The 393-nt window shown below is 33.1% G+C and carries 1 protein-coding gene; it reads right to left on the bottom strand.

Going from position 1 to position 393, the window contains the following annotated elements; genetic code table 11:
• Positions 1–393: hypothetical protein (locus EAD96_RS30950; RefSeq protein WP_158614767.1), on the bottom strand; the 393-nt coding region annotated here is incomplete at both ends.

Here is a 393-nt window from a genome sequence, read left to right as displayed (position 1 = left end):
TTCCCATATTGATCAATAAGTTGAAATACTGCACCAGATAGTGTTTTTGTAGTATCATTACTATCTACTTTTTCTACAGTAATACTGCCAGTTGTGCCAACACCCCAGCCGCTTCCTTTAGAAAACCATACATTATTTTGTGTAGATGGAGAACTTTGAATTAAGCTGCTTCCATTAAATTTAACTGAGTTTGTATAATTTCCTGGATTATTAACATCAGTGATAAATTTAAGAATGTAGGCAGATGTTCCTGCATCTTGTGAGAATGTAAAATTGAATTCTCTAGTGTTAGGATCATATTTTACATTGTCAGCTGTTAGTGTAACCTTATCACCAGCTGAAAGAGTTCCATTTGCATTTACTACAGCTTTATATAATTCAACAGTATCTGTA

Source organism: Micromonospora sp. BL1 (assembly GCF_003667485.1).
GTDB classification, from domain to species: domain Bacteria; phylum Actinomycetota; class Actinomycetes; order Mycobacteriales; family Micromonosporaceae; genus Micromonospora; species Micromonospora tulbaghiae.
This window is presented reverse-complemented; position numbering and strand designations above follow the sequence as displayed.